Source organism: Streptomyces sp. NPDC060205 (assembly GCF_042728395.1).
GTDB lineage: Bacteria > Actinomycetota > Actinomycetes > Streptomycetales > Streptomycetaceae > Streptomyces.
This window is the reverse complement of record NZ_JBHWZP010000093.1, coordinates 1-22529: the sequence shown is the minus strand read 5'-3', so window position 1 is coordinate 22529 and position 22529 is coordinate 1. Positions and strand designations below refer to the sequence as shown.

Sequence of the window (22529 nt, the reverse complement as noted above, 5' to 3'; positions counted from 1 at the left end):
CGGTGAACCCCTCAGGCCTTGACCGTGAAGCCGTGCTGCCGGCCGAGCTTCTTGAGGGTGGTCTGCCCGGGAATGCCGTTCGCCGCCGTCCCGCTGAAGCCGTAGCGGCGCTGCAGGGCCGCGTACGCCTCGACGGTCCTGCTGCCGAAGGATCCGTCGGCCCACTGCGCGGGCAGCAACCCCTCGGCCACCAGGGCCTTTTCGACGACCAGGACGTCCTTCCTGTGCGTCTTGCCGCCCTGGGGCAGCCCCGGGTCGCGGCGCGCGGCGGCGATCAGATTGCTGAGGTCGACGACGGGCCCAGCGGGTGCGCCGCCGCTGTCCGGCTTCTCGGCCGGGGCCGCCTCGAAGAGGGCGGACCTGTCGATGTCGCCCGGGTCCCAGTGGTCGTTGCCCGGGATGTTCGCGTGGCCGTAGTGGCCGCCCTTGCTCATCCAGACCGAACGGGGGCGGTTGGTGGCATCGGCGGCCGAGGTGGCGAGGCGCCCGGCCGGGAAGGTGTCCGGGATCTTCCAGGAGCGGATCGCGGCCATCATGGCCCGGTAGTTCGGGCCCGGCTTCCAGGTCCTGGTGAACGGCTTCGAGGCCCGCCCCAGCACCTCGATCTGGATGCAGACCTTTCCGACGCGGTTGGTCCTCGTCGACCCGTCGTTGAGCAGTGCGCGGGCACTGTGGTTCAGCGGGCCGAACTGTCCGAGGCGGTCGGTCGTCGGGTCGTAGAGCAGGTGCGGCTCGGCGGTCTTGCGGATCAGATGCGCCGCCACGGCCTTGAAGGCGTCGTCGCCCGTGCCGCTCTCCGTGGTGTGCCAGACGACACGGCCCGGAACCGACGGAAGGTCCATCGCGCCTCCGATGCTCCCGTCACCCAGGCGCTGTGCCTTCTCGATCCAGTTGGTACCCACTTCGCATCCCCCATGGATTCGCATGATCGGCAAGTCGGGTGTGGATCACGGAAGTTGAGATCTCCACCCTCCTTCGTCATGCCCAGGGTGACGCAGAGTAGCCACATCCGGGGTGCGACTCCGGGTCTTCTTCACCCATTCGGCCCACAAGCGGGCCCTCGAAAAGCACCAGTGTCCAGACATGAATGAGGGAGCAGCCGGATGAAGAGCCTCCGCGACCACCACCCGCGCCGCGCCCGCCACCCTTCCCTCCCGCCCGGCCCCTCCCCACCCGTTCCGACCCGTCCCCGGGTGCCCCCATGCCCCACCCATGGGCCCGCTCACCGGCTTCGACCTGCGATGAACGGCCCCCGAGGGCGCCATCCCGACCGAGCGACCACCCCGGCCGCGCACGACTACGGGCCGCACCCCCCGAAGGGAATGCGGCCCGTCGCACACGTAGGAGCACGCGGCCGTGGAGGCTGCCTAGCGGACCTCGGTGATCTCCGGTCCGCGCTGCAACTGCCCCATGCCGCCGGAGAAGCGGGACCCGGCCTGCTCCTCCTGCTGAACACCCTCAGCGACCATCTGCGCGTCGTCCGGCAGCTTCAGCACGATCGGGTCGCGCGGGGCCATCGGGCCCTCGCCGCGGACCACCACGGTGTCCCGGAAGATCTGCTCCAGCAGACCGGCGGCCTGCGGCTGCACCGCGCCCTGCCCGGAGATCACTCCGCGCAGGAACCAGCGGGGACCGTCCACACCGATGAACCGGACGACCTGGAAGCCGCCCGTGCCGTCCGGCAGCTGCACCGGTACCTGGGCACGCAGCTCCCAGCCCAGCGGCCCCTCGACCTCGTCGATGACACCGCCCTGCTGGGTGATGCCGGTGGCGATCTCCTCGCGCACCTCGCCCCAGATGCCCTCGCGCTTGGGAGCGGCGAAGGCCTGCAACTGGACGGCGCTGTCCTTGAGCACCACGGTGGCCGCGACGATCGCGTCGCCCGCGACCTCCACCCGGAGCTCCATGCCGTCGACCCCGGGCACGAAAAGGCCGCCCAGGTCGACCCGGCCGTCGGCCGGGTCGCGCACCTCGGTGCTGTCCCAGGGACCGTCGGGGCGCGGCTCCGGTTCGAGCCTCACGCGCTCGCGCTCCGCCCCGTCCGCCTCAGTGCCGACTCCGTCGACCTGCTCGGCCTCGCCCGCCGCGTCCTCGGCGGCACTGCCCTTCTTGCGACGTCCGAACACGTCACTGTCCTTCCCGGTCGGATACGACCGAAGCGTATCGATTCCCACCCGTTGTGCCGCCCACCGCGGAATGCCCGCCGGTGGACCCGAAGCCCCCTGCGGCCCGCGCCGAGTCGGGAAGCTCCGCGACTTCCTGGAAGCTCACCTTCTCGACCTGCTGGACGACCAGTTGGGCAATCCGGTCGAAGCGCTCGAACCGCACGGACTCGCGCGGGTCGAGATTCACCACGATCACCTTGATCTCCCCACGGTACCCGGCATCAACCGTCCCCGGGGCATTCACGAGAGCGACACCGCAGCGGGCGGCCAGCCCCGAACGCGGGTGCACGAAGGCCGCGTACCCCTCGGGAAGCGCGATGCACACTCCGGTGGGGAGCACGGCGCGTTCACCGGGCTCCAGCACATGGCTCTCGGTGGTCCGCAGATCCGCGCCGGCGTCGCCGGGGTGCGCGTAGTGCGGAAGCGGTACGTCCGGGTCGACGCGCTTGATCAGCACGCCCACCGGGGCCTGGGCGGGGGTCACGGGTTCACCTCGAAAGCACGGGCACGACGGACCTGGTCGGGGTCGTCCATGGCCGCCCGGATCTCCTCCGGCCGGCCGTTGTCGACGAAGTGGTCGACCTTGACCTCGATGAAGAGAGCGTCCGCGCGGACGGCGACGGACCCCTCGGGGCCGCCGATCCGTCCCGTGGCGGACGAGTAGATCTTGCGTCCGGCCACCGCCGTGACCTCGGCCTCCAGATACAGCACGGTGCCCACGGGCACGGGCCGTACGAAGTCGGTCTCCAGGCGGCCGGTCACGGCGATGGTGCGCAGCAGCCAGTTCAGCGAGCCGAGCGTCTCGTCGAGGGCGCTGGCGAGGACTCCGCCGTGCGCGAGGCCCGGAGCACCCTGGTGCGCGCTCTGCACGGTGAACTCGGCGGTGATCCGCACTCCGTCGCCCGCGCGGGCCTCAAGGTGCAGTCCGTGCGGCTGTCCGCCGCCGCAGCCGAAGCACTGGTCGTAGTGCGCGCCGAGGAGCTCGCCCGGGGCGGGCGCGTCGGGATGGCGCACCGGCGCCACGGCGTCGGCCGGGGGCCGCAGGGCCGAAGATGTACCACTCACAGGCGCAGACCTTACCTCCGCGTCAGCGGCCCGTACGCACCGTGGCAGGCTTGGCGGTATGCAGCCCTCCGCCTCGCCGTACGAAGAACGTCTGACCGCGCCCCGATCCTGGTGGTTCGTCTGCCTGCTGGTGGGCGTCTCGATGGCGCTGATCCTGCTCCCCTTCGGCACGCTGCCCCTGCTGGGCGGCCTGGTCGGCGGGACGGCGGTGTCGGCGGTGGTGGCCAGTTCGTACGGCTCCGCGCGGATCCGCGTGGTGGGCGGCGCACTGATCGCCGGGGAGGCCAGGATCCCGGTCTCCGCCCTGGGCGAGGCGCACGTCCTCGACCCCGAAGAGGCCCGCGCCTGGCGGTCGTTCAGGGCCGACGCGCGCGCCCACATGCTGCTGCGGGCGTACATCCCGACGGCTCTGCGCGTGGACATCACCGACCCGGCCGACCCGACTCCGTACGTCTATCTGTCGACCCGCGACCCGGAGCGCCTGGCGGCGGCCCTGGAGTCCGCGCGCACGAACGCGTAGACGGGCGGCGACCGCGGCCGGACCGCGCCGGGGCCGTCCCGGTGTCCACCACGACGTCCGGCCCGGGGTCCGACCCGGAGCTGTACCCGAGCCCGAATCGAACAAGTTTCCGTACGCGTACCCGTACGGAAACTTTCCCTTTCAGGGGACAGAACTTTGCCCGCCGCGAGAGATGCGGCGGCCGGTGGCCCGTGCCGGGGTCAGCTCCCCAGCTCCCTGCGGAGGTCGCCCATGCTCAGCGGGTCGGCCGGCTCCTCCAGGGGCGGCAGCGCCGGGAGGGCGTCCCACGGCACCTGCACCTTGCGGAGGTCCTTGCGGACCCGGTCCGCGAGCTTTCTCGTGTCACGGCGGTTCATGAGCGCCCCGACGGCCGCGCCGACCATGAACGGCATCAGGTTCGGCAGGTTGCGGACCGTGCGCTTCATGATCTGCTGGCGCAGCTCGCGCTTCATCTGGCCCCCGAGGGCCGCGTTGAGCGTCGACGGTTTGGTCACGTCGATGCCGCGCTCCTCCGACCACGAGTTCAGATACGTGGTGGAGCGCTCTTTCAGGTTGCCGGGCGGTCGCAGGCCGTAGACCTCGTACAGCTCGGCGATCAGTTTCAGTTCGATGGCGGCGACGCCGGTGACCTCGGCGGCCAGTTCCGTGGGCATGGCCGGCGGTACGGGCATCATCGCGGCGGCGCCGACGCCGGCGCCCACGGTGGACGTCGCGTTGCACGCGCCCGCGACGAGCTTGTCCGCGAGCTGTTCGGGCCCAAGGCCCGGGAACTGCCTGCGGAGTGCGGCGAGGTCGCGTACGGGGATCCGCGGGGCGATCTCGATGATGCGGTCGGTGACGTACGCCAGGGCGGCCCTGGCGCGGCTGCCGCCCTTACGGACGCCTTCCGCGACCCCGTGGCCGACGGCGGCCACCCGGCGTCTGGCGACAGGCGCCTTGGTCTCCGGCACCTCCAGAGCGCCGGAGGCGCCTGTCGCGTCCACTGCTTCGAGCGAGGCCGGGTGGCCCCGCTCGTCGTCGTGCGAGCCGTCCTGAGACGGACCGGCCGCTCCCCGGTCACGGAAGCGGCGCTTCCAGGGCGGGGTCGAGCCTGTCACGGCCGACCCTGCCTCAGTCGCAGTCGCGGCAGATCGGCTGACCGTTCTTCTCGCGGGCCAGCTGACTGCGGTGGTGGACCAGGAAGCAGCTCATGCAGGTGAACTCGTCCTGCTGCTTCGGCAGGACCCGGACGGCCAGTTCCTCGTTCGAAAGGTCCGCTCCGGGCAGTTCCAGGCCTTCGGCGGCCTCGAACTCGTCCACGTCGACCGCCGAAGTCGACTTGTCGTTCCGGCGAGCCTTCAGTTCTTCAAGGCTGTCCGAGTCGACGTCGTCGTCGGTCTTGCGTGGGGTGTCGTAATCCGTTGCCATTGTCGCTCTCCCCCTCTGGGTGTCTGCGGTGTCTCAGCGCAGGTAACGCGTGAGAGGCCGGACTTGTGCCCGACCTGAGGCGGAGATTTTGCCTCACATCAAGGTCTGTTACTCAATCGACACCCAACCGGACTCCTGAGGAGTGATCGGCTTGGATGGCGAAGCGGACCGTACACGGTCCGAATGCCGCACTTCAAAGGCGTCTCACCGTGTACTTCCCGTGATCTCGACCCCCGAAAACCCGGATTATCCCGGCTTTCCGGCAGTCCTGTTGATCACGGAGGGTAGATGACCGGAAAGTAGCCCTGTGATCGATCACACACGAGCGTGCCTTTCGTTTGCCCGGGAAATTCCGCGCAAAGCGAACATCCTCGCGTGTCGGCGACATGGTCTCAGATAGGCAGGGCCACTCGCATCACCAGGCCACCCCCCTCGCGCGGTTCCGCGACGATGTGGCCGCCGTGCGCGCGGGCCACCGACCTGGCGATCGACAGCCCCAGACCCACACCCTTGTCACTTCCCGTCCGCTCGGTGCGCAGCCGCCGGAACGGCTCGAAAAGATTGTCGACCTCGTACGCGGGGACCACGGGACCGGTGTTCGACACCGTGAGGACCGCCTGGCCGTGCTGCACCTGCGTGACGACCTCGACCCAGCCGTCCTGTGCCACGTTGTAGCGCACGGCGTTCTGGACGAGGTTCAGGGCGATCCGCTCCAGGAGGACGCCGTTGCCCTGGACGACCGCGGCGGCCCGTTCCCCGCGGACCTCCACGCCCTTCGCGTCCGCCTCGCCGCGCACCTGGTCTATGGCCTGCGAGGCGACCTCGGCGAGGTCGACCGGCTTGCGCTCGACGATCTGGTTGTCGCTGCGGGCGAGCAGCAGCAGGCCCTCGACGAGCTGCTCGCTGCGCTCGTTGGTGGCGAGCAGGGTCTTGCCCAGCTGCTGCAGCTCCATGGGGGCGCCCGGGTCGGACAGGTGCACCTCCAGGAGCGTGCGGTTGATCGCCAGGGGCGTCCGCAGCTCGTGCGAGGCGTTCCCGACGAACCGCTGCTGGGCCGTGAAGGCCCGCTGCAGCCGCTCCAGCATGTCGTCGAAGGTGTCCGCCAGCTCCTTGAGCTCGTCGTCCGGGCCGTCCAGCTCGATCCGCCGGGACAGGTCCGAGCCCGCCACCGCGCGCGCGGTGCGGGTGATCCGGCCCAGCGGCGACAGAACCCGGCCCGCCATCGCGTAGCCGAAGGCGAAGGCGATCACGGCGAGGCCGAGGAGGGCCATCAGCGAGCGGCTGAGCAGTCCGTCCAGGGCGTGCTGCCGCTGGACGGCGGTGCACTCCTTGAGCATGGCGTTCAGCTCTTGGTTGTTGCCCGCCCCGCTCAGCTGCGGACAGGTGGCGCTGGTGAGTTCGAGGTTGCTGCCGGTCACCTGGAAGTCGACGCCGCTGCCCTCGTGCAGGGCCTGGGCCGCCAGCAGATAGATGATCGACAGCAGCAGGATCCCGGCGATCAGGAACATCCCGCCGTACAGCAGCGTGAGCCGTATGCGGATGGTCGGGCGCAGCCAGGGGAAGGGCGGTTCCGGTTTCCTCGGGTCCCAGGTGGGCTTCGGGGGCGCCTTGGGGGGCGCGGGGGTGGTGGTCATCGGGGTCAGATCCGGTATCCGGAGCCGGGCACGGTGACGATGACCGGCGGCTCGCCGAGCTTGCGGCGCAGGGTCATCACCGTGACCCGCACGACGTTGGTGAACGGGTCGGTGTTCTCGTCCCAGGCCTTCTCCAGGAGCTGCTCGGCGGAGACGACCGCGCCCTCGCTGCGCAGCAGGACCTCCAGGACGGCGAACTCCTTGGGCGCGAGCTGGACCTCCTTGCCGTCGCGGAAGACCTCGCGGCGGTTGGGGTCGAGCTTGATCCCCGCGCGCTCCAGGACGGGCGGCAGCGGCAGGCTCGTACGCCGGCCGAGTGCACGCACGCGTGCCGTCAGCTCGCTGAACGCGAAAGGCTTGGGGAGGTAGTCGTCGGCGCCGATCTCCAGGCCCTCCACCCGGTCGCTGACGTCCCCGGAGGCCGTGAGCATCAGCACGCGGGTCGGCATGCCGAGCTCGACGATCTTCCGGCAGACGTCGTCGCCGTGCACGAGCGGCAGGTCACGGTCGAGGACGACCACGTCGTAGTCGTTGACGCCGATGCGCTCCAGGGCGGCCGCGCCGTCGTACACGACGTCGACGGCCATGGCCTCCCGGCGCAGTCCGGTGGCCACCGCATCGGCGAGCAGCTGCTCGTCCTCGACGACGAGTACGCGCACGTCGCTTGTCCTTCCTGTGTCCGCCCGCGCGGCGGCTTCTGCGCGCACACGGGCGGGGTCCGATGGGGTCCTTGCGCCCGAACGCAGCCGAGAGCAGGGAGGGTGGGACTCCATCCTGCCCTTTTCGGCCATAAGTCGGCTGTAAGACGGGTTCGGAGGGTGGGGAATGCCAGATTTTCTCGGGGGGTTGAGGTTTCCGTCGAAGGGAGCGAGGGGAGGACGGCTTTACACCCCGCGATCACGCTCTGCTTGTGCCGCACCACCCGGCGGTACGTCATGGTCCGCTTCCGCAGAGCGGGCGTGGGTGTCCGGCACTGACGCCGCCCGGCTGGGCAGCGCCGGGCATCCCTGGAGACGTGATCGCCCCTTCCGAACGGCACACCCCCGTGCCACCACCGACCCACGACCCAGGACGAGGGGGCGCAGCATGGACGCATTCACCGCAGGACTTCTGCAGCGCATAAGGGCGACCGAGTCCGACCTGACGATGGCTCGCGAGACCGGCGACGACTTCCTCGCGGAGGTCGAGCAGGCGGAGCTCGACGACCTGCACCGCCTTGCCGCGGAGCACGGTGTGCAGGTCGGCGTGACACACGTCTGACCCATTTCGTGACAGGAGCGGGGCCCCGGCAGATCCAGCCCGGGGTCCCGCTCGGTCGTCCGTCACGCCCTTCCGGCGGCGCGCCGCCGGCCGCGTGCCTGCCGTGTGCTGTCAGTCGTGCCAGGCGCCGAGTTCGTCGAGCCGGGACTGGAGGGTCTCGAAGAGGCCGGGCGGGGCCGCGACCGTCAGGTCGGGCGACAGGGGCTCTCCGGGGCGTCCGCCGGTCAGCGCGCCCGCCTCCCGGGCGATCAGGTCGCCCGCGGCGTAGTCCCAGGGGTTGAGTCCCCTCTCGTAGTACGCGTCCAGGCGGCCCGTCGCCACGTCGCACAGGTCGATGGCCGCCGAGCCGCCGCGGCGGATGTCGCGAACCTGGGCGATCAGCTGCCCGACCACCTCGGCCTGCCGGGTCCTGCGGTCGGCGAGATAGCCGAAGCCGGTGCCGACGAGGGCCAGCCCGAGGTCGGGGGCGGGCCGCACGCGCGCGGGGCGGTCCTCGACGAAGGCGCCGCCGCCCAGGACGGCCCGGTAGGTCTCCGCGCGCATCGGGGCGTGCACGACCCCCACGAGCGTCTCGCCGTCCTTGCGGGCGGCGATGGACACGGCCCAACTGGGCAGCCCGTACAGATAGTTGACCGTGCCGTCGATCGGGTCGATCACCCACTGGACACCGCTGCTGCCCTTGATGTCGGCGCCCTCCTCCCCCAGTACGCCGTCGTCCGGCCTGGCGTCGGCCAGCAGACCGGTGATCAGCTTCTCGGAGGCGATGTCCATCTCGGTGACGACGTCGACGGCGCTGGACTTGGTCGCCGCCACGCCGAGGTCGTCGGGGCGGCCGTCCCGCAGGAAGGCGCCCGCGCGGTGGGCCGCGTCGAGCGCGATCTCCAGCAGCTCGGCCTTCAGCTCGTCGTTCGCTGTGGCGGTCACGGGGCTCCTCATACGTACGGGCTGTCGGCGCCCGCGGCGGCGGGCCTGGGGGCGCGGGCCGGGCAGCAGCCCGCGGGGCAGAGGTCGTGGCTCGGGCCGAGAGCGCCGAGGGCGCAGGGCGAAACGTCTCTGCCGTTCTCGGTCGCGGCCCGCTCCAGGACGAGGTCGCGGATCGCGGCGGTGAACCGCGGGTCGGCGCCCACGGTGGCCGAGCGGCGCACCGGCAGCCCCAGCTCCGCGGCCTTCGCCGTGGCCTCCGTGTCGAGGTCGTACAGCACCTCCATGTGGTCCGAGACGAACCCGATGGGCGCCATCACGACCGCGGGGACGCCGGCCGTGTGCAGCTCCTCCAGGTGGTCGCAGATGTCCGGTTCGAGCCACGGGATGTGCGGGGCTCCCGAGCGCGACTGATAGACGAGCTGCCAGGGGTGCTCCGTCCCGGTCCGCTCGCGGACCGCGTCGGCGACGAGCCGGGCGACGTCCAGGTGCTGCCGTACGTACGCCCCGCCGTCGCCGTGGCCCTCCACCGGTCCTGAGGTGTCCGCCGCGGACGTCGGGATCGAGTGGGTGGTGAAGGCGATGTGCGCGCCCGCGCGGACGTCCTCGGGAAGCTCGGCGAGGGACTTCAGGACGCCCTCGGTCATCGGCTCGACGAACCCGGGGTGGTTGAAGTAGTGCCGGAGCTTGTCGACGCGCGGCACCTCCAGACCCTCGCCCTCCAGGGTCGCCAGGGCCCCGGCCAGGTCCTCGCGGTACTGCCGGCAGCCGGAGTACGAGGCGTACGCGCTGGTGGCCAGCACCAGGACGCGGCGGCGGCCGTCGGCGACCATCTCGCGCAGGGTGTCCGTCAGGTACGGGCCCCAGTTGCGGTTGCCCCAGTACACGGGCAGGTCCAGGCCGTGCTCCGCGAAGTCCTTGCGCAGGGCGTCCAGCAGGGCGCGGTTCTGGTCGTTGATCGGGCTGACCCCGCCGAACAGGAAGTAGTGCTGCCCCACTTCCTTGAGGCGTTCCTTGGGGATGCCCCGGCCCCGGGTCACGTTCTCCAGGAACGGGACCACTTCGTCGGGGCCCTCGGGGCCGCCGAAGGAGAGCAGGAGCAGGGCGTCGTAGGGGGTGGCATCGAGCGCGTCAGGCATACCTCGATCCTGCCATCCGCCTCCGACAATCGGGCATCGGCAGGGGGCCGAACGGCAGGTGGACAGGGTGACCGGGGAAATCCGCGGATGGGTTAGGGTCACCTGGCTCGTAAGCTGTATCCGTTGGATTCACGCCTTACCGGACCCTCACCGGAGACCACCCGTGCTCAGCCCCTACCGCGCCCTGTTCGCGGCCCCCGGCTCCAGGAGCTTCACCACCGCGGGCTTCCTCGGCCGGATGCCGCTGTCGATGATGGGCATCGGCGTGGTCACGATGATCTCCCAGGTCACCGGGCGGTACGGGCTCGCGGGCGCCCTCTCCGCGACGATCGCGCTGTCCGCGGCGGTGCTCGGGCCGCAGATCTCCCGTCTGGTGGACCGGTACGGGCAGCGGCGGGTCCTGCGGCCCGCCACGCTGTTCGCGCTCACCGCGTCCGCCGGGCTCCTGCTGACCACCCACTTCGACGGGCCGGACTGGGTGCTGTTCCTCTGTTCGGCCGGCATCGGCTGCGTACCGAGCGTCGGCGCGATGACCAGGGCGCGCTGGGCGCTCATCTACCGGGGCAGGCCCGAACTCCACACCGCGTACGCCTTCGAGTCCGTCATCGACGAGATCTGCTTCATCTTCGGGCCGATCATCTCCATCGGCCTGTGCACCGTCTGGTTCCCGGAGGCCGGGCCGCTGCTCGCGGCGCTCTTCCTGGCGGCCGGCGTCTTCTGGCTGACGGCCCAGCGCGCCACCGAGCCCCCACCGCATCCGCGCGGGCACCACACGGGCGGCTCGGCGCTGCGCTCGGCCGGACTGCAGGTCCTGGTGGCCACCTTCGTGGCGACCGGAGCGATCTTCGGCGCGGTCGACGTGGTCACCGTGGCCTTCGCCGACGAGGAGGGCCACAAGGGCGCGGCGAGCGTCGTCCTGGCCGTCTACGCGGCGGGCTCCTGCGTGGCCGGGGCCGTCTTCGGGCTGCTGCGCTTCTCGGGGGCGCCCGCCCGCAGGTGGGCCCTGGGCATCTGCGCCATGGCCGTGAGTATGATCCCCCTGCTACTGGTCGGAAACTTGCCGTTCCTGGCTGTGGCGCTGTTCGTTGCGGGCCTGTCCATCGCACCGACGATGATCACGACGATGGCCCTCGTCGAACTGCACGTACCACGCGCGAAACTGACCGAGGGCATGACATGGGTGAGCACCGGGCTCGCGGTCGGGGTAGCGCTCGGTTCCTCCCTGTCCGGCTGGGTGATCGACGCAGCCGGGGCGCGGGCCGGGTACGGGGTTCCGGTCGCGGCCGGAGCTGTCGCGGTCGCGGTGGGTTTCCTCGGGTATCGCCGGCTCAGCAGGCCGGTTCCGCAGCGGGGAGGAACCCATGAGAAGCACAGTGAGCGCGAAGAGCGGCACCTGGCGTAACTGGGCCGGGAACGTCACCGCCCGGCCGGCCCGGGAGGTCGCTCCCGCCTCCGTGGAGGAACTCTCCGCGGCCGTGCGCCGGGCCGCCGAGGACGGACTGAGAGTCAAGGCCGTCGGTACGGGCCACTCCTTCACCGCGGCGGCGGCGACCGACGGCGTGTTGATCCGCCCTCACCTGCTGACCGGCATCCGCAGGATCGACCGCGACAACGGCACCGTCACGGTGGAGGCCGGCACACCGCTCAAGCGCCTCAACCTCGCCCTGGCCCGCGAGGGCCTGTCGCTCACGAACATGGGCGACATCATGGAGCAGACGGTGTCGGGTGCGACCAGCACCGGCACGCACGGCACCGGCCGTGACTCCGCCTCGATCGCCGCCCAGATCGCGGGACTTGAACTGGTGACCGCCGACGGTTCGGTCCTGACCTGTTCCGAGAAGGAGAACCCCGAGATCTTCGCGGCCGCCCGGATCGGGATAGGCGCCCTGGGGATCATCACCGCGATCACCTTCTCCGTAGAGCCCCTTTTCCTGCTCTCGGCCCGCGAGGAGCCGATGAGCTTCGACGAGGTGACGGGCTCCTTCGACGAACTGTTCACGGAGAACGAGCACTTCGAGTTCTACTGGTTCCCCCACACCGGCAACTGCAACACCAAGCGCAACAACCGCAGCGTGGGCCCGGAGAAGCCGGTCGGTACCGTCCGCGGCCTCTACGAGGACGAATTCCTTTCGAACGGGGTCTTCCAGGCGGCCAACTACGTGGGCCGGGCCGTCCCCGCCGCGATCCCCTCGATCGCCCGGATCTCCAGCCGGGCCCTGTCCGCGCGCACCTACACCGACATTCCCTACAAGGTCTTCACTTCTCCCCGCCGGGTGCGTTTCACGGAGATGGAATACGCGGTTCCGCGAGCCGCCCTGGTCGAGACCCTGCGCGAACTGAGGGCCATGGTCGACCGTTCGCCTCTGCGCATCAGCTTCCCGGTGGAGGTGCGCACGGCCCCCGCGGACGACATCACCCTGTCGACCGCGTCCGGCCGGGACAGCGCGTACATCGCGGTCCACATGTTCAGGGGGACGCCGTACCAGGCGTACTTCAGCGCCGCCGAGCGGATCTTCACCGCGCACGGGGGCCGGCCCCACTGGGGCAAGGTCCACACCCGGGACGCGGAGTACTTCGCCGATGTCTATCCGCGCTTCGGCGAGTTCACCGCCCTGCGCGACCGTCTCGACCCCGAACGGCGGTTCGGCAACGACTACTTGCGGCGGATCCTGGGCGACTGACGGTCCGGGCGGACCATGAGCGGCCGTCGCGCCGACCGGTTGCCCGAGCACAGGACGTACGGTCGAAGCAGCTCACTCCATTTCTGGCGATCATGTGAAGAACCAGTCTCACCATGATCACGAAAATGTCACCCCGGGCGGCCAACTCCCGCCTCCGGACAGAAGTTCGGTGGCGTGCCGATCCACGCAAGTGGCCCGAATGGAGTACTGTTGCGAGCCCTGGGACCGGACGCACGCCAGGGTGTCCGGGGCCGTACAGGACCGCCGAGAGGGGGCCCGTTGCACAGGGTGATGAGGGTCGTCACTTAGCGTTGCGAATAGGTAACCGTGCCATAACGGCGAGTTCGGGCCACCGTCCGACACGCCGGGCAACTCGGCAAGGTTGTGGCAGGCTGCACCCGGGCAGGCCACACTCGACTAGCGGAAGCAGCGACGCACGTGACGTCGGCAGGCACCACCCGGGAGGTCCCCATGCCCGAACTGCGTGTCGTGGCCGTCTCCAACGACGGCACACGGCTGGTGCTGAAGGCTGCGGACAGCACGGAGTACACGCTTCCGATTGACGAGCGTCTACGCGCCGCCGTACGCGGCGACCGTCCCCGCCTCGGCCAGATCGAGATCGAGGTGGAGAGCCATCTCCGCCCCCGAGACATCCAGGCACGCATACGTGCGGGAGCATCCGCCGAAGAGGTCGCCCAGCTCGCCGGAATCCCCGTCGACCGGGTGCGCCGCTTCGAGGGCCCCGTGCTCGCCGAGCGTGCCTTCATGGCGGAGCGGGCCCGCAAGACGCCCGTCCGCCGCCCGGGCGAGACGACAGGACCCCAGCTCGGCGAGGCCGTGCAGGAGCGCCTGCTGCACCGCGGCGCCGACAAGGAGACCGTCCAGTGGGACTCCTGGCGCCGTGACGACGGCACCTGGGAGGTGCTGCTCGTCTACCGCGTGGCGAGCGAACCGCACTCCGCGAGCTGGACGTACGACCCGCCCCGGCGGCTCGTCCAGGCCGTCGACGACGAGGCGCGCTCGCTGATCGGCGAGTCCGACGACCTCGGCGCCGCCGAACCCAGCTTCCCGTTCGTCCCGCGCATCGCGCGACTGCCCCGCGACCGTCCGCTGGACCGGGCCCTGGACCGGCAGATCGAGCGGCCGAGCCTGCCGCCGTCGTCCGAACCGGACATCGAGGAGGGCGTCAGCGAGCGGGAGCGCGACTCGCTGACCAGCCTCCTGGAGGCGGTGCCCAGCTTCCGCGGCGACATGGTCGTACCCGAGCGGCCCTCGGCAGGACCCGCCGTCTCGACGGCGTCCGCGACCTCGGCCACGGAACGCTCCGCGACGGAGGAACCGCCCGTCCCGGAGCCCGAGGTGGAGGAGCCGCCGGCGCCCGCGGCCTCGGCCGGTTCGGCCTACGCGGATGTGCTCATGCCGCGCTCGGTGGCCAGCCACCGCGACCGGCTCGTCGGCGCCACCGACCGGCAGGCCGAGGCGGACGGCGTCCGTCCGGGACGCAGAGCGGCCGTACCGAGCTGGGACGAGATCGTCTTCGGGACGCGACGCAAGAAGCAGGACTAGGAAGAAGCAGGACCAGGAAGTGGCGAAGTGACAAGGGCTCGCACCGTCTCGGTGCGAGCCCTCTGCTTTCCCGATCGCCCTTCCCTGTCGGCCCGGGATGCCGCCGTACTCCCGGTGCTACTGCGGATCGGGGCCGGTCGCGACCGGGCGGGCCTCGTCCCGCGACCACTCCGACCAGGACCCCACGTACAGCGCGGCCGGGATGCCCGCGACCGCCAGCGCGAGAACCTCGTGCGCGCCGGAGACACCCGAGCCGCAGTAGACGCCGACCTCCGAAGAGCCGTCGGCGCCCAGGGAGGCGAAGCGGTCGGCGAGTTCGGCGGCCGGCAGGAAGCGACCGGATTCGGCCACATTCTCCGTGGTCGGCGCCGAGACCGCGCCGGGGATGTGGCCGCCGACCCGGTCGATCGGCTCGACGTCGCCGCGGTAGCGCTCGGCGGCCCGGGCGTCGAGCAGCAGTCCGGTGCGGGCCAGCGCCGCGGCCCCGTCGGCGTCGAGCACGGCCGCCTTCCCCGGGGCCGGTACGAAGGTCCCCGGGGCCGGAGCGGCACGGCCGCTCTCGACCGGACCGCTCCAGGCCGCGAGGCCGCCGTCAAGCACACGCACCGACGGGTGACCCGTCCAGCGCAACAGCCACCAGGCCCGTGCGGCGGCCCAGCCGAGCCCTCCGTCGTACACGACGACGTCACGGTCCTCGAAGACGCCGGCCGCGCGCATGGCCTCGGCGAAGACCTCCGGGTCCGGCAGCGGATGGCGTCCGGCCGGGCCGGCGGGACCGGCGAGCTCGGTGTCCAGGTCCACGTAGGCGGCCCCCGGAATGTGCGCCTCCTCGTAGGCCTGGCGCAGGTTCGGGCCGCCCAGCTGCCAGCGGATGTCCAGCACGACCGGCGGGTTCGGCCCCGTCAGGTCGCTCGCGAGTCGGGATGCGGAGATGATGGCGTTCATGGCCACCATCCTCGCGCACGGGGTGGCCACTTCGTCCAGGTCCGGCTACTGTGCTCCGCCGGGCAGATCCGACCACTCGGCGTGCAGGAACGGGCACACGCTGTACGGCCGCTGGACATGCTCAGGCAATCGCGGGGAAACGGATGGGCAACAGGAATGCGGGCATCCTCCCGCCGTGGGCCGTCCGGCCGTGGCGCGGCCGACCGCCGGTGGTGCGACCATCGGCACCGGGCGCCGTGGCCCAGGACGGCGGCACGCCCGGTTCGACAGCGGAAGTGAAGCGGCCCCGCGAGGCGCCGAGGAGAGGGTGACGATGACCGAGGCACGGGAGTCGGCCGGCCTGAACGGCTCTGCGTACACGCCCGGCGCGCCCTGCTGGGTGAGTCTGATGGTGCACGGGATGGCCGCGACCCAGGAGTTCTACGGGGAACTGTTCGGCTGGGAGTTCCAGCCCGGTCCCCAGCAGCTGGGTGCCTATGTGCGGGCGCAGTTGGACGGGCAGGAGGTGGCGGGCATCGGCCAGCTTCCGCCGGACCGGCATCTGCCCGTGGCGTGGACGCCCTACCTCGCCTCGGACGACGTGGACGTGACGGCGGAGACGGTCCGGCACTGCGGCGGCACGGTCGGCGTCGGTCCGCTGGTCGCCGACGACGCCGGCCGCCTGGCGATCGCCTCGGACCCCTCGGGTGCCGTGTTCGGCGTCTGGCAGGCCGCGGCCCATCTCGGTGCGGGCATCGCCGGGGTTCCCGGGACGCCCGCCTGGAACGAGCTGGTCACCCGGGAGTCGGCGGGTGTCGCCAAGTTCTACGAGACGGTCTTCGGCTACGAGGAGGAGCCCGTCGTCTCCGCCGACTCGGACTACGTCACCCTGCACATCAAGGGCCGCCCGGTGGCCGGCATCCATGGCGTCGGCAACGCCCTGCCCCGGGACCGCGGCGCCCACTGGATGACGTACTTCGAGGTCGTCGACGTGGACGCGGCGGTGTCCCTGGTCGCCGAACTGGGCGGCCACGTCCTCAAGCCGGCCCACGACAGCCCGTACGGCAGGATCGCCATGGTGGCGGACCTGGAGGGGGCGGCTTTCTCGCTGGTACGGAGCAGCCGCTAGGGCCCGTCCGGCATTTCGCGCGGTCGGATACGCGTCAGCCGCGCGGTCGGGTATGCGTCAGCCGCGCGCCGCGGTGTCCACGGGGAGTACGTCCGGGGACAGGACGCCCGCCCGCGCGGTGGCCGCGGTCATCCGCCGGCTGTGGTGCCTGCGGCACAGCACCTCGTAGCCGATGTCCTCCGACTGGTCGACGTCGCCGACGACGACCTGGGCGCCCTCCACGACCATCCGGCCGCCTATGGTGCGGGCGTTGTGGGTGGCGCGGGCGCCGCACCAGCACAGGGCCTCGACCTGCAGGACCTCGACGCGGTCGGCGAGTTCGACCAGTCGCTGGGAGCCAGGGAAGAGCTTGGAGCGGAAGTCGGTGGTGATGCCGAAGGCGAAGACGTCGATGTCCAGGTCGTCGACCACGCGCGCGAGTTGGTCGATCTGCTCGGGGGCGAGGAACTGTGCCTCGTCGGCGATGACGTAGTCCGCCCGGCCGCCCCGCGAGAGGTGTTCCACGAGGTACGCGTACACGTCCTGGTCGTCCTCGACCTCCACCGCGTCGGTGACCAGGCCGAGCCGTGAGGACAGCTTGCCCTCGCCCGCGCGGTCGTCCCGGGTGAAGATCATGCCCTGCAGGCCGCGGGCCGAGCGGTTGTGCTCGATCTGCAGAGCCAGCGTCGACTTCCCGCAGTCCATGGTTCCGGAGAAGAACACCAGCTCGGGCATGGGGAGTCGAGCACCTTTCAGCAGGGGTGAGGCAGCGGCGGGGGCGGAGGGACACGCGGCGGGCGGAGGGTCAGGAACGCACTTCCAGCAGCGGAATGTGCTGTTCCGCCGGGGTCATCGAGCCGTGGTTGCCGACCATCAGCGACTCCTTCGGCTCCCGCTCGGACGCGGTGATCAGCACGTCGTCCCGGGCCGCCGCGACCACGTCGCCGATGCGTGCGTACACCCGCTCGTCGACGTGCGGGCCGAACCAGCCCGCCGCGATCGCCTCGTCGCGCGAGGCCACCCAGAACTGCTCGCCGAGGACCTCGCGCCAGCAGGTCAGGACGTCCGACTCGGCGCCCGGGACCGCGTACACGTGCCGGGCGCGGCCCTCGCCTCCGAGGAGGGCGACGCCCGCGCGCAGCTCCCAGTCCTCGTCGAAGTCGATCCGGTGCTGCTCGTCGAAGGGGACGTCGATCATGCCGTGGTCGGCCGTGACGTACAGGGCCGCGCGCGGCGGCAGTTGCTCGGCGAGGCGCTGGACCAGCCGGTCCACGTACATGAGCTGTCCGCGCCAGGCGTCGGAGTCGATGCCGAAGCGGTGCCCCTTGCCGTCGACCTCGGCGTAGTACGTGTAGACCAGCGAGCGGTCCCCCGCGGCCAGTTGCTCGGCGGCCATGTCCATGCGGTCCTCGCCGGTGAGCCGGCCGTGGAACGTGCCGCCGCTGAGCGCGATCTTGGTCAGGGGGGTGTTCTGGAAGTGCGGGGCCGACACCTGGGCCGTGTGCACGCCCGCCGCGTCGGCCAGCTGGAACACCGTGGGGTACGGCTGCCACGTGCCCGGCTTGGTCCAGGGGATCCAGCGGAGCTGGTTCATCAGCTCGCCGGTCTCCGGGTTGCGCACGGTGTAACCGGGCAGTCCGTGGGCTCCAGGGGGAAGGCCGGTACCGACCGAGGCCAGCGAGGTGGCGGTGGTCGCGGGGTAGCCCGCCGTGATCGGCCGGCCGGTGCCGCCGCGCGAGCTGCCCAGCAGGGAGCTCATGAACGGGGCCTCGTCCGGGTGGGCCTTGAGCTGTTCCCAGCCGAGGCCGTCGATCAGGAAGACGCAGTTCCGGTCGGCCGGGCTCAGTTCACCGAGTGAGGCGGTCATGTCCGGTACGTCCATGCCCGCGGCCAGGGTGGGCAGGAGGTCGGCGAGCGAACCCGTCCCGTACTCGGGTACGGGCGCTGAATCGACGGTGAGCGGTTCCGGGTCGTCCCAGACTTGCTGGGACATCAGCGGGTGACGTCCGCGGTCGCCTCGGAGAGCGACTGCGCGAAGGCGAGCGTCTGGCGCACGGCGTCCGGACCGTCACCGGCCTCGCTGACGCGCAGGCTCAGGTCGTCGGCCGTCGAGCTGCCGGTGTAGCCGTGGTCCGCCTCGCAGTTGGAGTCGCCGCAGGCCGCGGGCTCCAGGTCGATACGGGCGACCGCGCCCCAGCCGATGGTGAGGACGACCTCGCGCGGCAGGGTCCCCACCACGTACTTCTCGGGGTTCGCCACGACCCGGCTGAGCACGACGGACGAGATCCGGCCAAGCTTCACGGACTCGGTGGACGTCGTCGCGTACGGCGTGGGCGACGTGCTGTCCGCCGCCTGCTCGTCCGTGTGGCTCACGATGAAACGGTTACCCGTGAGAACGAGCACCGTCACATGCCGGCGCACCTCGTTCGCGTCGAATGTCGTCTCCTGGTGGACCAGATACGACCGGATGGGCTCGCCCCCTACCGCGGCCTCCACCGCCTCGGCCACGAGGGCCGGGTAGTAGCCGCTGCGCTCGATCGCCGCTCGCAGCCCCTGGGTCGTCGTACTGGTCTTGGCCATGGCGTCCATTCTACGGGGGCGTACTGACTGCGAGGCACCGCTCAGTACACAGGAAGCGTGCGTGGGCCGAGGTCGTCGCGGGCGGGCGGCGGCGCGAGCCGCACCGAGGCACCGAGCACGCTCAGCCCGCGCGGGGCGACGACGACCGGTTCCAGGGACACGGAGACGACCTCGGGGTGGTCGTCGACGAGCCGTGACAGGCGCAGCAGCAGTTCCTCCAGTGCCGCGACGTCCGCCGGGGCCGAGCCGCGCCAGCCGAAGAGGAGGGGCGCGGTCCGGATGGAGCGGACCAGTGAGGCGGCGTCGCGGTCGGTGACCGGAATCAGTCGGTGTGCGGTGTCTCCGAGCAGTTCCGACGCGGCTCCGGCGAGCCCGAAGGAGAGCACCGCTCCGGCGGCCGGGTCGATGACCGCCCGGACGACCGTGTCCACGCCGCGCGGTGCCATGGCCTGTACCACCGGGCGCAGTTCCTCGGGCTCCCCGAAGAGGCTGGTCAATTCGGCGTACGCGCGCCGCAGTTGCTCCTCGTCCGCCAGGTCGAGCCGGACGCCGCCCAGGTCGGCGCGGTGGCGCAGGTGCGGGGCGGTGGTCTTCAGCGCCACGGGGTAGCCGAGGTGCTCCGCAGCGGCGACGGCCTCCCCGGGGGTGGGCGCGGGCAGGGCACGGCGGACGTCGATCCCGTACCGGGCGAGAAGGGCGCAGGTGTCGTCGGGGCCGAGGGTGAGCGCGCCCTCGGCCGGGCCCGGTTCCGTCTCCGGCAGCGCCGCTCCCGGCACCGGCGCTCCCGGCTCGGTCTGTCCCGCTTCCGCGGTGGCGCCGCCCTCCCCGTCGACGAGAAGGCGGCCGATCTGTTCGGCCGCGCCCTTCTCGTCGATGTCCTCGTACTCGGGCACCCGCCCGGGATCGGCGGCCTCCTGCCGCCACTGGCCGTACTTCACCGCTTCCGCGAGCGCGCGCACGGCCCGCTCGGCGGCGGGGTAGGCGGGGATGAGCCGGGAGTCCGCCTCGGCACTCCCCGCCTCGGGCGGCACGGGAGCGGTCGGTGGGGCGGGGTCGGCTGCTGCCGACGCGGTGCCTGACTGTGGGGTGCCGGCCGGTGCCGTGACCCCGGCCGGTGCCGTGCCGGCCGCCGCGGACAGGGCTTCCGCGAGGCCGCCCAGCTCGACGTGCACCACGAGGACCGGCTTGGCGGGGGCCGCCGCCGAGGCCGAGCGGAGGGCTTCCGCCAGCGCGGCGTCCGCCGCGGACCGCTCGCCCACCGCCGGAATCGCCGTGACCACGACGGCGTCGCAGGCGTCGTCGGCCAGGGCGTGCGCCAACGCGGCACGGAAGTCCGCGGCCGAGGCGCCCGTCGTCAGGTCGCGGGGCGGCAGCGGTTGCAGCCCCTGCGCGAGACACGCGTCGTACGTCAGCAGCCCGAGCGACTCGGAGTTCCCCAGGATCGCCACCCTCGGGCCCGCGGGCAGGGGCTGGCGCGCCAGCAGCAGCCCGGCGTCGACCAGCTCGGTGATCGTGTCCACCCGGATGACCCCGGCCTGCCGCAGCAGGGCGGACACCGTGGCGTGCGGCAGCCGGGTGGCCCGTACCGCGTGTCCCTGGGGCGCGGCTCCGCCGTGGCGCGCGCCCTGGACGACGACCAGCGGTTTGGCCGCGGCCGTACGCCGGGCGAGGCGGGTGAACTTCCGCGGGTTGCCGATGGATTCGAGGTACATGAGCGCGACGTCGGTGTCCGGGTCGTCGTACCAGTACTGGAGGACGTCGTTGCCGGACACGTCCGCGCGGTTGCCGGAGGAGACGAAGGTCGACACGCCGGTCACCCCGGTGACCCCGCCGCCGCGCCGGTGCAGCCGGGACAGCAGCGCGATCCCGATGGCGCCGGACTGGGCGAACAGGCCGATGCGTCCGGTGCGCGGCATCTCCGGGGCGAGCGAGGCGTTGAGCCGGGTCCGCGGGGAGGTGTTGATGACTCCGAAGGCGTTCGGTCCGATCAGCCGCATTCCGTACGTACGCGCCTGCCGTACCAGTTCGCGCTGGCGCTCCCTGCCCTCGGGGCCGCTCTCGGCGTACCCCGCGGAGACCACCACGAGTCCCTGCACGCCGTGCTCGCCGCACTCCGCGACCGCTTCGGGGACCCGGCCGGCAGGGACGGCGATCACCGCGAGGTCCACGGACTCGCCGATGTCGCGCACGGAGCGGTGGGCGGGGACGCCGGCCAGCTCCTTCTCCTGAAGTGCTCCGTTCACCGCGTACAGACGCCCGGTGAAGCCCGCGTCGCGCAGGTTGTCCAGGATGCTGCGGCCCACTCCCCCGGGTGTGCGGCCCGCTCCGACGACCGCGACGGAACCGGGGGCCAGGAGCCGGGCCACGGAACGCGCCTCCGCCCGCTGCTCCCGGGCGCGCTGCACGGCGAGCGAACGGTCGGTGGGCTCCAGGTCGAACTCCAGGCGTACGACGCCGTCCTCGAAGCTGCGCTTCTGCTGGTACCCGGCGTCCGTGAAGACCTTGATCATCTTGGTGTTGGCGGGCAGCACCTCGGCGGCGAAGCGGCGGATGCCGCGCTCACGGGCGACGGCCGCGACATGTTCGAGCAGGGCGGAGGCCACGCCTCGGCCCTGGTGGGCGTCCTGCACGAGGAAGGCGACCTCCGCCTCGTCCGCGGGGGCGGAAGCGGGCCGGCCGTCCGCGGCGATGCGGTCGTACCGTACGGTGGCGATGAATTCGCCGCCGACGGTCGCCGCGAGTCCCACCCGGTCCACGAAGTCGTGGTGGGTGAAGCGGTGGACGTCCTTGGCGGACAGACGCGGGTACGGCGCGAAGAAGCGGTAGTACTTCGACTCGGCGGACACCTGCTCGTAGAAGCTGACGAGGCGGTCCGCGTCGTCGGCCGTGATGGGCCGGATGCGCGCGGTGCCGCCGTCGCGCAGCACGACGTCGGCCTCCCAGTGAGCGGGATACTCGTGCCGGTCCGTCGGGGTCTGCATGGGGCCCAGAGTACGACTCGGGTCCGACAACGGCGGGTTCGCGCCCGGCGGGGACCCGGGGCAGTCTTGGGGACCCGGGGCAGCTTTGAGGGCCTGGGCCGGTCCGGGCCCGCACCCGAACAGGGCACGCCTCACCGTTCACCGTATGGAACACTGGTCTAGACAACCTTGACACCTGAAGGGCAGCATCACATGGCTGAGCGCCGCGTCAACGTCGGATGGGCCGAGGGCCTGCACGCCCGTCCCGCCTCCATCTTCGTCCGGGCGGCCACGGCCACCGGCGTCCCCGTGACGATCGCCAAGGCCGACGGCAACCCCGTCAACGCCGCGTCCATGCTCGCGGTCCTCGGCCTGGGCGCCCAGGGCGGCGAGGAGATCGTCCTGGCCTCCGATGCCGAGGGCGCGGACGCCGCGCTCGACCGTCTGGCGAAGCTGGTCTCCGAAGGGCTCGACGAGCTCCCCGAGACGGTCTGACCCCCAGGTCCTCCGGACCTCTTCGGGTCTCCCCGGATCCCGCCGGACCCCACCGGTCGCGTCGGATCCCGCACGGCGGAGCCGCGTCGCCCCCACCCCGGGCG

General features: G+C 71.7%; 22 protein-coding genes. 7 read left to right on the top strand and 15 right to left on the bottom strand.

All coding sequences use genetic code 11. From position 1 onward, the window contains the following. Nucleotides 1-11: 11 nt before the first annotated feature. The 4 genes from ACFWGJ_RS18475 to ACFWGJ_RS18460 form a co-directional block, all read right to left on the bottom strand. Nucleotides 12-902: a peptidoglycan-binding protein gene (locus ACFWGJ_RS18475; RefSeq protein WP_387325479.1), complete on the bottom strand. Its 891-nt coding sequence runs from the start codon at nucleotides 900-902 to the stop codon at nucleotides 12-14. A 465-nt stretch (nucleotides 903-1367) separates the two neighbouring features. Further along, a complete protein-coding gene (locus tag ACFWGJ_RS18470) occupies nucleotides 1368-2126 on the bottom strand; it encodes a DUF3710 domain-containing protein (RefSeq protein ID WP_210889166.1) in 759 nt (252 codons plus the stop codon). Between the two features lies 1 nt (nucleotide 2127). Continuing rightward, complete coding sequence (gene dut / locus ACFWGJ_RS18465; protein ID WP_366782839.1) at nucleotides 2128-2649, bottom strand: dUTP diphosphatase; 522 nt, start codon at nucleotides 2647-2649, stop codon at nucleotides 2128-2130. Next, nucleotides 2646-3230 carry a PaaI family thioesterase gene (locus ACFWGJ_RS18460; RefSeq protein WP_387325475.1) on the bottom strand — a complete coding sequence of 195 codons (585 nt, stop codon included), beginning with the start codon at nucleotides 3228-3230 and terminating at the stop codon, nucleotides 2646-2648. Before ACFWGJ_RS18460 ends, dut begins: the two co-directional genes overlap by 4 nt. A 58-nt stretch (nucleotides 3231-3288) precedes the next feature. Between ACFWGJ_RS18460 and ACFWGJ_RS18455 the strand changes: the two genes are divergently transcribed. Next, entirely contained in the window at nucleotides 3289-3750 is a 462-nt protein-coding gene (locus tag ACFWGJ_RS18455; protein WP_387325473.1) for a DUF3093 domain-containing protein, read from the top strand. 200 nt (nucleotides 3751-3950) lie between these two features. Here ACFWGJ_RS18455 and ACFWGJ_RS18450 read toward each other — a convergent pair whose 3' ends face one another. The 4 genes from ACFWGJ_RS18450 to ACFWGJ_RS18435 all read right to left on the bottom strand — a co-directional run bounded on the left by ACFWGJ_RS18450 (nucleotide 3951) and on the right by ACFWGJ_RS18435 (nucleotide 7450). Then, the gene (locus ACFWGJ_RS18450; RefSeq protein WP_387325470.1) at nucleotides 3951-4847 is read right to left on the bottom strand and encodes a hypothetical protein; all 897 of its coding nucleotides are present in this window, start codon (nucleotides 4845-4847) and stop codon (nucleotides 3951-3953) included. A 13-nt stretch (nucleotides 4848-4860) separates the two neighbouring features. Continuing rightward, a complete protein-coding gene (locus ACFWGJ_RS18445) occupies nucleotides 4861-5157 on the bottom strand; it encodes a DUF4193 domain-containing protein (protein ID WP_005481602.1) in 297 nt (98 codons plus the stop codon). Nucleotides 5158-5549: 392 nt separating this feature from the next. After that, on the bottom strand, nucleotides 5550-6791 hold the full coding sequence (locus ACFWGJ_RS18440) for a sensor histidine kinase (RefSeq protein WP_385830771.1): 1242 nt from the start codon (nucleotides 6789-6791) through the stop codon (nucleotides 5550-5552). Between the two features lie 5 nt (nucleotides 6792-6796). Beyond that, a complete protein-coding gene (locus tag ACFWGJ_RS18435; RefSeq protein WP_006380516.1) occupies nucleotides 6797-7450 on the bottom strand; it encodes a response regulator transcription factor in 654 nt (217 codons plus the stop codon). A gap of 427 nt (nucleotides 7451-7877) precedes the next feature. On the opposite strand from ACFWGJ_RS18435, the gene ACFWGJ_RS18430 reads away from it, so the two are divergent. Further along, entirely contained in the window at nucleotides 7878-8051 is a 174-nt protein-coding gene (locus ACFWGJ_RS18430; protein WP_387325466.1) for a hypothetical protein, read from the top strand. 111 nt (nucleotides 8052-8162) lie between these two features. On the opposite strand, the gene ACFWGJ_RS18425 is transcribed toward ACFWGJ_RS18430, so the two are convergent. Then, the gene (locus ACFWGJ_RS18425; protein ID WP_387325463.1) at nucleotides 8163-8987 is read right to left on the bottom strand and encodes an inositol monophosphatase family protein; all 825 of its coding nucleotides are present in this window, start codon (nucleotides 8985-8987) and stop codon (nucleotides 8163-8165) included. Next, nucleotides 8984-10111, bottom strand: a complete 1128-nt coding sequence (locus tag ACFWGJ_RS18420; RefSeq protein ID WP_387325461.1) for a ferrochelatase — start codon at nucleotides 10109-10111, stop codon at nucleotides 8984-8986. Before ACFWGJ_RS18420 ends, ACFWGJ_RS18425 begins: the two co-directional genes overlap by 4 nt. Before the next feature lie 163 nt (nucleotides 10112-10274). Here ACFWGJ_RS18420 and ACFWGJ_RS18415 point away from each other — a divergent pair, with 163 nt between their 5' ends. From ACFWGJ_RS18415 to sepH, 3 genes are all read left to right on the top strand, one after another. Beyond that, nucleotides 10275-11513: an MFS transporter gene (locus ACFWGJ_RS18415; protein ID WP_387325459.1), complete on the top strand. Its 1239-nt coding sequence runs from the start codon at nucleotides 10275-10277 to the stop codon at nucleotides 11511-11513. After that, nucleotides 11473-12792: a D-arabinono-1,4-lactone oxidase gene (locus ACFWGJ_RS18410; protein ID WP_387325456.1), complete on the top strand. Its 1320-nt coding sequence runs from the start codon at nucleotides 11473-11475 to the stop codon at nucleotides 12790-12792. Before ACFWGJ_RS18415 ends, ACFWGJ_RS18410 begins: the two co-directional genes overlap by 41 nt. Nucleotides 12793-13263: 471 nt before the next feature. Then, nucleotides 13264-14358, top strand: a complete 1095-nt coding sequence (sepH, locus tag ACFWGJ_RS18405) for a septation protein SepH (protein ID WP_387325453.1) — start codon at nucleotides 13264-13266, stop codon at nucleotides 14356-14358. Between the two features lie 117 nt (nucleotides 14359-14475). On the opposite strand, the gene ACFWGJ_RS18400 is transcribed toward sepH, so the two are convergent. Beyond that, nucleotides 14476-15303, bottom strand: coding sequence for a sulfurtransferase (locus tag ACFWGJ_RS18400; protein ID WP_387325451.1), 828 nt, complete (start codon nucleotides 15301-15303; stop codon nucleotides 14476-14478). A 313-nt stretch (nucleotides 15304-15616) separates the two neighbouring features. On the opposite strand from ACFWGJ_RS18400, the gene ACFWGJ_RS18395 reads away from it, so the two are divergent. Further along, entirely contained in the window at nucleotides 15617-16411 is a 795-nt protein-coding gene (locus tag ACFWGJ_RS18395; protein WP_387325448.1) for a VOC family protein, read from the top strand. A gap of 57 nt (nucleotides 16412-16468) precedes the next feature. Here ACFWGJ_RS18395 and ACFWGJ_RS18390 read toward each other — a convergent pair whose 3' ends face one another. From ACFWGJ_RS18390 to ACFWGJ_RS18375, 4 genes are all read right to left on the bottom strand, one after another. Then, a complete protein-coding gene (locus ACFWGJ_RS18390) occupies nucleotides 16469-17125 on the bottom strand; it encodes a thymidine kinase (protein ID WP_387325446.1) in 657 nt (218 codons plus the stop codon). Between the two features lie 70 nt (nucleotides 17126-17195). Further along, entirely contained in the window at nucleotides 17196-18383 is a 1188-nt protein-coding gene (locus ACFWGJ_RS18385) for an alkaline phosphatase family protein (RefSeq protein ID WP_387325443.1), read from the bottom strand. Further along, nucleotides 18383-18970: a DUF5998 family protein gene (locus ACFWGJ_RS18380; protein WP_107021511.1), complete on the bottom strand. Its 588-nt coding sequence runs from the start codon at nucleotides 18968-18970 to the stop codon at nucleotides 18383-18385. Before ACFWGJ_RS18380 ends, ACFWGJ_RS18385 begins: the two co-directional genes overlap by 1 nt. Before the next feature lie 41 nt (nucleotides 18971-19011). Beyond that, entirely contained in the window at nucleotides 19012-21951 is a 2940-nt protein-coding gene (locus ACFWGJ_RS18375) for a GNAT family N-acetyltransferase (RefSeq protein ID WP_387325440.1), read from the bottom strand. Between the two features lie 192 nt (nucleotides 21952-22143). Between ACFWGJ_RS18375 and ACFWGJ_RS18370 the strand changes: the two genes are divergently transcribed. Beyond that, the gene (locus ACFWGJ_RS18370) at nucleotides 22144-22425 is read left to right on the top strand and encodes an HPr family phosphocarrier protein (protein WP_387325437.1); all 282 of its coding nucleotides are present in this window, start codon (nucleotides 22144-22146) and stop codon (nucleotides 22423-22425) included. Nucleotides 22426-22529: the final 104 nt, after the last annotated feature.